This is a genomic window from Ruminococcus callidus ATCC 27760, from assembly GCF_000468015.1.
Taxonomy (GTDB): Bacteria; Bacillota; Clostridia; order Oscillospirales; family Ruminococcaceae; genus Ruminococcus_C; species Ruminococcus_C callidus.
Genome location: NZ_KI260476.1, coordinates 9988 through 20697, shown reverse-complemented (window position 1 = coordinate 20697; position 10710 = coordinate 9988). Strand labels below are relative to the sequence as shown.

Genomic DNA, 10710 nt, shown 5'->3' with positions numbered 1-10710 from the left:
TGGGCGTTGCAACCGCAACGGTCAAGCTGACACGAAGCTATTACGACAGCCGCGATACCACTTGGAAACTGGACGACAGCTTTGTGCTGGTGGCAACTGGCACACCAGTCGCAACGGCAACGCCTGTGGCAACAGGTACACCGGTAGCGACAGCAACACCTGTGGCAACTGGCACGCCAATGGCAACCGCATCTGGCGGACACTACCGCTTTGACAACCTGCCGACCTACATAGAAAAGGACGGTCAGAGATATTTAGTGGGGTATCAGATGCAGCTTTGTGAAATGCCGGAAGGATATGCTGCAACGAAATATCATGCGGCTGCTGACAGCGACAAGGACAGCGATCTGATTGCCGGCACACTGGATCTGCAGGAGCCGGATACATTCCTGATCCTGGCGAAAGCATTCAGCGGAAATACACCGTATTGCTGTCAGGTTCGCGGCGTGGACTATGACATTGTAAAGGCGGCAGATGTCACCGGATATGACGGCGGCATTGTGCAGAAGGATTCTCATGTATCGATCTCCGGTATTGTCTGGGACGATGCAGACCGAGATCATCAGATCAGCGACGGCGAATCCGGTATCGCCAATGTGAAGATCATACTCCGGCAGTATTATCGCCGCAACGGAAAGTGGGAACTGCTGCCTGAAGCAAAACAAGTTGCCTATACCAATGCAGACGGACAATATCGTTTCGACGACTTGCCGCTGTCTGTGACGGTGGACGGTGTCACATATCTGGCAGGATACCGCCTGTGGATCGATTCGATTCCGGCAGGATACAATGCGGAAGAATATGCTGACATATCGTCGGGCAGTGTGGAGATTCGTGCAGAGGAACGCACGTTGGACGGCTGTATGATTCTGGGAATTCCAGAAGAAAAGGGCGTCACGTCCGGAACTTGTCTGGAAGGATTCAACATCGCCAAGGGCGAGGATATGGCTTTTCTGAATGTCTTTCTGAATCGTGATCCGGAAGAATCTACGGAAACAACAACGGCTACAGATCTTGTTACGACAACAACCGAAACCGCAGTTTCTACGGAATCGACGACACAGACCAGTACTTCGGCATCTGCGGAAACTACCTCTGTGGAAAGCAGTACCACGGAAACCAGTACAGCAACAACACAAACTACAGCAAGCACTACAGAATCCAGTACAGCAACAACACGGACTACGGCAAGCACTACGAAAACCAGCACCACAACAACACGGACTACAGCAAGCACTACAAAAACCAGTACCACAACAGCACGGACTACAGCAAGCACTACAAAAACCAGCACCACAACAACACAGACTACAGCGAAAACGCAGTCGTCTCATACTACTGCAACCACACGTACGCATACTACAGCTACGAAACAAACCACCAGCAGCGTTACAACCTCGAAACAGACTACCCACAGCACATCACACACAACAACAGCGAAAGTCACCGCATCACCGGCAACACATACGATTGCAAAAACAACCACGCACACGACACATACCACCAGTCACAGAACGACGGCCGGCACAACCAGTATCACTACCCAGAGAACATCTGTGACGACTTCCCGAACCACGGGAACGACCCACACGACAGCTACTGTAACGACTACTGGCAGCACGTCAGTCACTACTTCCGCAATACACCGCACGACATCTTCGACAACACAGCATACTACAGCAACGGTGACACTCTCCAGTGCAGGTCCGACCAGCGTGACAACTACGACACATACCACCAGTACCCAGACAACGCCGAAACAAACTACGGTATCTCAGACGAATACCACGTCTGTAGCACCGACCAGCCGCACCACTTCTGCGACAGTTCCCACGACTGGAACCACCAGCACGGGAACGACAGACAGCAGTGCATCGACTGGAACACAGACCACACACCACAGCACGCATACCACGACACAAACTACTACAGTTACTGAAACAACGGTGAACAGCACTTGTGAAACATCGAGTGCTTCCACCAGCATTCGACAGACCACATTGCGGAAAAATCACGTGAGCGGGGACACTGTCACGACTACCACAACAGTTGCAAACAGAGAGCATGCGGCAGGTCATCACACGCAGACGACGACAACGGCGGCAGATGTTTCTGCACAGACCTCTGGAACAAAGCGGATACCGCTTCCGCGGCAGCAAAACATTTCGGGAACGCCGAAAACCGGAGATACCACACTGCACATCACCATTTTGATCGCAGCCTGCGGATTCTCACTGCTTCTGGCAATCCTGACAAAGCGGCGTAAAAAGTAACTGCATGCTCAGATGGCTCTGGGCGGCATCAGAAAAAGAGTCACACTCGAAAGGGTGTGGCTCTTTTTGCGTATGAGCGTGTGCGGTTCTGTTTTTGAAGCAGAAAGGTGTCTTGCTTTTTGGAAAAAATTGTGGTATGATAAAAATGAGGAAGAATGTGTCGAAGGGAGCGTAGATGGCGTGATTCGAATCGCGGTGGTAGATGATGAGAAAGATCAGATTTTTCAGTTGAAAAAAATCATTCAAAGCTTTTTTCATGAAAAGGGGAAAAGCATTATGGTTTCTTGTTTTACACAGGGGGAAGAACTGCTTACGCAAAGCACTGATTTCGATATGATATTTTTGGACATTCAAATGGAAGGTATTGATGGGATTGAAACGGCAAGATTGATTCGACAAAAAAATAAAAAAGTTGCTCTGATATATGTTAGTAATTATTCAGAGCAAATGGCAGCATCTTTTGCAGTACATCCATTTTCTTTTTTAGAAAAGCCCATTCAAAACTCAAAAATTCGGGAAGTACTAGCAGAGTATTTACAGTACTATGGCACAGAGGAAAAAAATTATATTTCATTTCCCATGCATCACGGAAATGTTGTCATAGAACCTCAAAAAATTCTTTATTTTGAATATGAGGGAAATCGAAAAGTCAAGCTGGTATCTACAGAAACTGTATATCATATTATTGGCAGCATGAGTGAATTAGAAAACCAACTACAACAATATCATTTTATCATGCCGCATAAAAGTTTTTTGGTCAATGTGGCATGTATCAATTCATTTTACAATGATATTATTCTTTCAAATGGCATGAAAATACCAATTGCAAAAAACAGAAGAAAACAAGTCCATGAAAAGATAAGTGACTATTTGCATCACCATTTGCAGAAATAGGAGGTGTTTCTAATGAAATTATTATTGAGTTGTATGGTAAGCCTTACTTGTACCTTTTCTGGAATATGGGCGTTATCTAATTTTTTCTCCATTCAAAAATCTGAGATTTGGCTGCGTTTTCTTAGTGTGACGATAATTTCTGTTTTACAAGGATTGATGTGTATATTTGGAATTCCGATTCTAAATACAATAAGTATGTTGGCAATGATTGTTTTATCCACGATTATTTGTTTTCGTATACCAAAAATCTCATTTTTAATTTATGACTTCCTGATTGCATTGATTTGTTTTATAGCTGATGCTATGTCAACGCTGAGCTTGTCCTTTGTGACACAAAAAACGATTTCGTCTGCGGTTGCGGAAGATAGTTTAACGATTTCAAGCTGCCTTCGAACTTGTTTGCTTACATTTATTTTATGTCACATTGTCTTTTCTATGATTCGAAAGAAAAAGAGTAGTTTTGTATGGTATGAATCGATCTCATATGCAATTTTAGCAACTGGAGAAATTATCACTGCCAATTACATCATAGAAAATATTGCAAATACGCATTCCGGAACATTCTTGGTTTTCTTTTTAACAGGCTGTATTGTGCTAGATGTCTACATTGTTTTTGTATTTTATCGTGTTTCTGCGATTCGGGAAATGGAAAAGAAAAACGCATTGTTGCAGCAGCAAACAGATATGCAAATGGCAGTTTATCGTGATCTTGAAAAGCGGTATCAAAATTCTATGACGATCATACATGATGTAAAGCGGCATGTAAATGCTTTAGAGGGATTGATACAGACTGAAAATTTGACAGAGGCAAAACAGTATGAAAAATCGTTATATCAACAGCTGGACAAACTGCACCCATCATTTCATTGCAGCAATCAACTGCTATCTGTTATCCTAAATCATGAGTTGCTGAAAGCAGAACAGAAAGGCATTCAATTAAACTTGAATATTTTATATGATAAGCTTGATTTTTTATCAGATATGGACTTAACAACAATCGTTTCGAATCTTTTAGATAATGCAATAGAAGCGGTTTCGGAATTGGATAAAGACAGAACTGTTTTGTTTGTAATCGAAGAACAAATGCAGTGCTGTATGATTCACACGGAAAATAAGTATGAAAAATTAAATCCAAATACGGAGAACAGTTTTTTGTCTACTAAAAATGGACATGCGGGAATCGGCTTAAAAAACATTGAAATGACCGTTAAAAAATATAATGGAATCTGGAAAGCGACAGTTGAAAATAACAGCTTTGTGGTGTCTATCACGATTCCGATAGATTCTCAGCCAATTATATGAAATTCGAACCCGATAGTGATTTTGCACAAAAATGCTATCGGGTTTTTGTTACCCCATTCCCGAATAATGCAGATTATTCCCGTTTAGTGCAAAGCTATTGATTTTTTCCAGTTGGACTGCTATACTAAAAATGTAAGAGAAATCTTATTAAATCTAAAATGAGAGGAATGTTTTAAATGAAAAAGAATTCGAAAATAGTGTGGAAGAAAATGGCGGAGGCAGCAAGAAAGACATCTTCGTTCTGGTCGAACTTCCCGTGCTCTTATTGGAACTATGAGCCGAAAATGCCCAAGTCTGTAAAGGAAATGCGGAAGTTCTGATGCTGGAGAAACTTTCGGAGAGGTTTACCGAAAAATTAGTTTCTCTGGGGATTGTTCAGAAAGAAGATGCAGAGATTTACAGCTTCGGATTTTTTCAGCTTTTCATGATGCTGATAAACGTTGTCACAACTATATTTCTTGGGGTTGTGTTCCGTCAGTTTTGGCAGTGCCTGTTGTTAAACGCCTCATATATTCCGATTCGTATGTGTGCAGGCGGACATCATGCCAGCAGTCCGGTAAAGTGCTACTTGTCATCTACGGTGATGATTGCAGGGCTGTTGGTTTTGGTGCGATGGGTGTCGATAAATTTATGGATTTCTGGCGGTTTGATTTTGATTTCAAGTGTGGTGATTGCGATTTTATCGCCCGTAGAAACAGAAAATAACCCTTTAGATGAAGTAGAGAAGCATGTTTATCGTATGCGGACATATATTGTTTTGGGAATTGAAATTGCAGTGACCATAGTTACATTGTGTCTGCATATCAATGTGGCAGCCAAAATTATAGCCTTGGGGTTGTCCACAGAAGCAGTAATGTCGATAGTTGGAAAAATCGAGTGCTTGCAGAGAAAAAAGTTACAAAGTCTGTCATTTAAAATTAGAGGAGAAAAATGAAACATGAAAAAGTTTATTCAGAAAACCGTAGCTGGTGTTTCGGCACTGGCAATGACGGCGGCGTTGAGTGCGACAGCTGTTCCGGCATTTGCAGATGAGTATGAGGCAGTGCAGGAAGCGGATTTTGTTCAGTCTTATGCCGTTGGTGATGAACAGCTGGTAGCAGAATATTTGCTCGATCTGGGTTTTTCAATTGATGAAACTACAGAACTGATGAATCTTTATCAGCAGGGCGAAACAAACAACGAAGTTGTTGCTTATGCAAGCAATTCTGGAAAGAGAGCGTATTACAATGAATATTTGCTTAACGAAGAACACTATGTTGCTTTGATTACTACAAACGCTGAAAGTACAACAGGACGTGTTAATGTTTATTTGAATGCAGACACCTCTTATATCAGTTCTATTAATTTTATGACTATTCCGTTCACTTATGTAAACTATGGTGGTCGTCTTTCTACATCAGGTGCTTATTTCGATGATGATGAAACTGTGGTATTTGATGATGCTATGTTTTCAAATATGAAAGCTTATCCGTCCAGTGAAGCTAAAGTAATCGGTGTAGCTAATTTATCCTACACTAAGAGAGTGAAAAGCGAAGCAGAGCTTAGAAGAAGAATTAACTATACATATACAATGGATTCATCTGGTTCTACTATTGACATTGCCACATATGTATTTGGAGATCTGGATAGAGATGGCGGCGTAGATTCTAACGACTGGAATGCAATTGCAACTTATATGGCAAGACTTAAGAAAAATCCTGCTGATGCAGACGAAGCTTTAGACTTTGGTTTTCAGGGAGTTACGGCACCGATTGATCTTGCAAAAATCTCTGCGGATATTAACCGCGACGGAAGACTGGACGATCAGGACGTTATACTGTACTCTAAGGTAGCAGCAGGACAAGTAGAACTGTAATTTTCTTTTCATGAAAGGAGATGTTTTCTATGAAAAAAATTTTGAAAAACGTACTTCTCTTTTCCGCATTGATTGGCAGTGTGAACTGTCTTGCTTTGCCGGCGGCAGCGGTTGATGTCGCAACGGCAACATCGTACATGGAAACTACAGACGATTCAAAATATCCGTCCAGTGGAACCTGTGCATCTGGTGCAACATGGACTTATGACTATCCTAATCGCGAATTGCATATTAGCGGTTCTACGATAAGAATAGATGAAATGCCGCAACTTCCTTGCCGTAAAATTGTTTTTGAAAAAGATTTCATTCCGCCGGAAAATAAGTTCTATGAACATACGGATTTAAATACATTTGTAATGTCAATAACACTTCGTTCTCCTAATGAAATTCGTCAAATATATTGCTACCCCAATAGTCCATTTGCGAAAGAATATGAAAAAATTATAGCATCTACAGAGGACGACGGTTGTTCCTATGCTGATGTTTTAAAGTGCAATTATCTGCCCGACGATACCGGCATTTGCGGGGACGTAAATCTGGACGGAAAGGTAAACCTTTTGGATTCTGTTCTTCTGGCAAAGGCGGTCAACGGCAGTGTGACTGTGAATGACATGCAGAAAAAGAACATGGACTGCGACGGCAGCGGCGAGATCGATATTGATGATGTCACTACTCTGATGCAGTTCTTGGTGCACGCTGTGGACAGCCTGCCGGTGAAATAACGATCGTTTGAAATATTGCCTAAATGAAAAAATGAGTTTTGTTCAGCCCTGCCGGATTGCTGTATCCGACAGGGCTGAAAACGAAGGTGTGAAAGTATTGTCAACGATGCTGTTTCCCAAAACGCTTTCGGAGAAACCGGAAACGAAATATCGAAAACAGAAAAAGCACATCGCGAATCGCAGCAGACCCCGCTGGTCTGGCGAACGTGATGTGCTTTTTGGTTGTAATGCAAAGGGAAAACTCTTTTTCAAAAGGCGTTTTCCCGCATTGGTTTTTCAGACTTAGGGTAACACCGCACAAACATTATGCAGCGTCATTCCGTACTGGGCAGCGTTTGAATCAGGTGCACCAGAAACCGCAGCAGCACAACTGCATCATTGCTGCCGGTTTCTCCGTCACCGTCGCAGTCGGCATTTTTTTGGGCAGATTCGCTCAGGCTGATGGTTCCGGCAACCGTTTTGTTCAACAGAACCGCGTCTGAAATGTCCACCTTTCCGTCCAGATTGACATCGCCGAAGATCACGGTTTCCGTTGTCGGGGACGTACCAGAGGATTCGGTTGCCGTTGTGGCAGAAGTTGCGGCGGTGGTTTCCGCAGAGGACAGAGTTGTGGTGTCCTGCTCTGTGAGGGAGGTTGTGGCTGCGGTGGTTTCGGAAACGGTAGCTTGCGTAGATGCAGCTGTTTCAGTTTCTGTAGCCGCAGATGTAGCCGCAGGCAGTGTAGTCGCTGTTGTCACAGTAGTTTGTTCCTGTGCGGAAGTTGCAGTGGTTTTGGACGTGTTGGCAGTGGCCGTAGCAGGAACAGTTGCTGCCGTTGTTTTCGCGGCAGTGGCAGTAGTTGTTGTGGTAGTAGTAGTTGTTGTTGTCGCAGCTGTCGTGGTAAAGGCGACCGCATTCCACTTCTGGCAGGCATTGCCGTTGACCGTCCACTGCTGCACATTGGCACCGCTGGATTTCTCCGCGTTTGCCACTTCTACAGCAGCCCGATCTTTTGAAGTGCGTGTCAGGATCGTATATGTTCCGTCGGGATTCTTGACAAACTTGAACAGGTGCGAGCTGGACTTGTTGTTGGTGTGGATCTCGATGTTGGAGCCGTCTGCTTCTCCCGCAGAATTCAGATAGTAGGTCTTGCCGTCTGCCAGAGCAGAGAGAATGTAGTAGTATCCGCCGCCGAATTCTTTCAGTGTCCATGAGTTGTGGGCTGCGGGTTCATTTGCACCCCACTGCTGCACGTTGCTGCCGTCCTCAGCCTTTCCGTTTGCCACTTCCAGATACAGATTGCTGTTGGCATTGCGGAACTGGTATGTCTTTGTGGTATCCATGACACAGCCGGTGTCCTCTACCTGTGTCAGCTTCCACTGCTGGGAAGTGTCGGAGAGGTTGACTGCCCATTCCACCACGTTGGCTCCGGCACTTGTGGAAGCCGCCTGTACGGCAACGCAGCTCTGGTCGCCGCTGGTCTTGGTGAGCAGGTAATAGACACCGTCTGCGGCTTCATAGAATTTGAACCGCTGTGCATCGGCATCGGTGGCAGACCAGATGCCGAGATTGGTGCCGTTTGCCGCAGCATTTCCGGCAACGTCCAGCAGATAGCTCACCTTGTCACCGATCTGGGGATACAGGGTATAATAGCCGTCACCGTCTGACAGTACCCGCCATGTATTGTGGGCTGCGGGTTCATTTGCACCCCACTGCTGGACGTTGGTGCCGTCCGCAGCCTTTCCGCCGTCCACTTCCAGATACAGTCCGCTGTTGACGTTCTGTATCATGTAGACTGCACCTTCCTGCAAAACTGCCGGTGTGTAGTCAGTCACCGGATTGCCGTAGGCAGAATCAAAGCTGTCCGTCAGGAATGGTGCTGTGTAAACAGTTGCCGCAAAGGTCTGCAGGCTGCTGTCTGTGATGTATTTCAGTTCGCCGGAAGATGATGCAGCACCGGCGTATTTGGTGCAGAAATCCTTGGTGTCTGTGCCCCTGGTGTTGTAGGCATCTAACAGTGTGTAGCCGTAGTTGTCCTTGGGGTTCCATGTGCTGGTGACTTTTGCGGTATAATTCAGCTTGGTCGGGGTTTCTGAACTGCTTTTCGCCGTGTAGGAACCGTTGTCCCGATACGGAGAAGTATCCGGCTGTACAATGATTTCCCGTCCGGAAACCGCCTGGAATCGGCAGTTTTCGCTGACCATATTGGAGCCCTCGCCGCTGATGATCTGGTTACAGCTGTTCGGCAAAAAGCTGTCATCGCCGGAATAGTAGTTGTTGTAGATGTGACCGCTGCCGTTTCCGATCTGCGGGCAGCGGCGGACACATTCGTCCCACCAGTTGTACATCAGCGTGGTGCGGCAGCGGGAAGTTTCACTGTTCTGTGTGCCGTATGCCACCGTCCAGAAACGGTTCTTGAATGTGTTATAGGAAATCGTGATATAGTCCGGACTTCTGCCGTTGTCTTTTGCGTCCAGATAGCTTTCATAGGGGGTGTTCAGCCAAATGAATTTTCCCACTTCGTCCTGCCCGTTTCCCGTATGATCTGAGGGCAAGTAGGAGATAAACGTGCAGTGATCCACCCAGATCTGACGCGAGGACCAGATATTGATCAAGATCCGGTTCTTCACATTCTTTGCGATCATGTTCAGATTCCGGAAAATGATGTTGTCGCTGGGATTGTCGTCCACTGCACCGTAGGTGTCATTGGTGCGGAACTGAGAGTCGTAAATAGTCTTGTTCCCGTAAGAACCCACAATGGTCTTGTTGTCCCGAATGCGGGTGTGGGACTTGTTCTGCATATCAATATCCGCCGTGATGACAATGGTTTTCGGCTCTGTGGTATTCAGCTGTTTTTCCAAGTCGTCCGCGGTGGAAACGAAAACGGTTTCGCCCAGCAGACCGCCAATGGTTCCCGCTTTTTCCTTGCCATTTGCCAGTGCATTTGCGGCGTACCCCTCCAGTCCGCTGCAATTCAGCTTCCACTTCTGGGCACCGTCACCGGTGTATGCGGTCAGCCCGATGGTGTTATTTCCCTGATAATAGGTCAGTGCCGCACCGGTGGAAACGCTGGTGATCTTGTAGTACAGATCGTATCCCTCGAAGTCTTTTTGTACGCTTTCGATGTTCCAGTTCTGGCTGCTGTCAGCAGCCTTTGCCGTCAGTGTGCATGCTGTGCCGTTGGCAGTCAGATACTTGCCGTCAGTCAGACTGACAATTTGGTACACGCCGGCAGAAACATAGTCAATACGCCAGTCCTCTGAATTGGCTCCGGCGGCTTTCTGTGTGTTGGCAGCACTGCCGGCATTGTTCAGATTCCGGTTCGTGGTGTACGCCCCGAAATGTACCGCCTGTGCCGGATAAGCTGTCATGTCCGCAGCCGATACAGAACCTGCCGGCAGAATTCCAAGCAGACTGCTCAGAATTGCCAGTACGGTCAGTATGGCGGGCAGCAGGTGTTTGTTCTTTCTTTGTTGTTTCATTCCCAATTCCTCCTGTTTTGGTATTGTGGATTGTAGCTATATTTTATCACAGTTCGTGAGATAATTCAATCAGATATGATGCTATTTTATAAGAAATTGTGCTATTATTTCATTGCAGTGAGAATAATATCTTATAATTCTTATTGACATCAGCCGCTTTTTCCGCTATAATAAAGGCAATACCGCACAAAGAGCGTCTGGCG

Annotated in this window: 8 protein-coding genes; 7 read left to right on the top strand and 1 reads right to left on the bottom strand. The window is 45.5% G+C overall.

Annotated elements, in window-relative coordinates; all coding sequences use genetic code 11:
* From RUMCAL_RS14835 to RUMCAL_RS12460, 7 genes are all read left to right on the top strand, one after another.
* Positions 1-2273: LPXTG cell wall anchor domain-containing protein (locus tag RUMCAL_RS14835; RefSeq protein WP_021683310.1), on the top strand; the 2273-nt coding region annotated here is incomplete at its 5' end.
* 12 nt (positions 2274-2285) lie between these two features.
* Positions 2286-3167 carry a LytR/AlgR family response regulator transcription factor gene (locus RUMCAL_RS12480; protein WP_021683309.1) on the top strand — a complete coding sequence of 294 codons (882 nt, stop codon included), beginning with the start codon at positions 2286-2288 and terminating at the stop codon, positions 3165-3167.
* A 12-nt stretch (positions 3168-3179) separates the two neighbouring features.
* Positions 3180-4469 carry a GHKL domain-containing protein gene (locus RUMCAL_RS12475; protein WP_040648191.1) on the top strand — a complete coding sequence of 430 codons (1290 nt, stop codon included), beginning with the start codon at positions 3180-3182 and terminating at the stop codon, positions 4467-4469.
* 176 nt (positions 4470-4645) lie between these two features.
* The gene (locus RUMCAL_RS15190) at positions 4646-4789 is read left to right on the top strand and encodes an AgrD family cyclic lactone autoinducer peptide (protein WP_021683307.1); all 144 of its coding nucleotides are present in this window, start codon (positions 4646-4648) and stop codon (positions 4787-4789) included.
* Positions 4789-5403, top strand: a complete 615-nt coding sequence (locus RUMCAL_RS12470; RefSeq protein WP_021683306.1) for an accessory gene regulator B family protein — start codon at positions 4789-4791, stop codon at positions 5401-5403. The genes RUMCAL_RS15190 and RUMCAL_RS12470 overlap by 1 nt, the downstream gene beginning before the upstream one ends.
* A gap of 3 nt (positions 5404-5406) precedes the next feature.
* Positions 5407-6324: a hypothetical protein gene (locus RUMCAL_RS12465; protein WP_021683305.1), complete on the top strand. Its 918-nt coding sequence runs from the start codon at positions 5407-5409 to the stop codon at positions 6322-6324.
* A gap of 29 nt (positions 6325-6353) precedes the next feature.
* Entirely contained in the window at positions 6354-7046 is a 693-nt protein-coding gene (locus RUMCAL_RS12460) for a dockerin type I repeat-containing protein (RefSeq protein ID WP_040648190.1), read from the top strand.
* Positions 7047-7360: 314 nt separating this feature from the next.
* Here RUMCAL_RS12460 and RUMCAL_RS14830 read toward each other — a convergent pair whose 3' ends face one another.
* Complete coding sequence (locus tag RUMCAL_RS14830) at positions 7361-10507, bottom strand: RICIN domain-containing protein (protein ID WP_021683302.1); 3147 nt, start codon at positions 10505-10507, stop codon at positions 7361-7363.
* Between the last annotated feature and the right edge of the window lie 203 nt (positions 10508-10710).

Bases quoted from the DNA above. Each gene is read 5' to 3' on its own strand.
- RUMCAL_RS12465 (WP_021683305.1), top strand. From the start codon at position 5,407: ATGAAAAAGTTTATTCAGAAAACCGTAGCTGGTGTTTCGGCACTGGCA.
- RUMCAL_RS15190 (WP_021683307.1), top strand. From the start codon at position 4,646: ATGAAAAAGAATTCGAAAATAGTGTGGAAGAAAATGGCGGAGGCAGCA.
- RUMCAL_RS12470 (WP_021683306.1), top strand. From the start codon at position 4,789: ATGCTGGAGAAACTTTCGGAGAGGTTTACCGAAAAATTAGTTTCTCTG.
- RUMCAL_RS12460 (WP_040648190.1), top strand. From the start codon at position 6,354: ATGAAAAAAATTTTGAAAAACGTACTTCTCTTTTCCGCATTGATTGGC.
- RUMCAL_RS12475 (WP_040648191.1), top strand. From the start codon at position 3,180: ATGAAATTATTATTGAGTTGTATGGTAAGCCTTACTTGTACCTTTTCT.
- RUMCAL_RS14830 (WP_021683302.1), bottom strand. From the start codon at position 10,507: ATGAAACAACAAAGAAAGAACAAACACCTGCTGCCCGCCATACTGACC.
- RUMCAL_RS12480 (WP_021683309.1), top strand. From the start codon at position 2,286: ATGGCTCTGGGCGGCATCAGAAAAAGAGTCACACTCGAAAGGGTGTGG.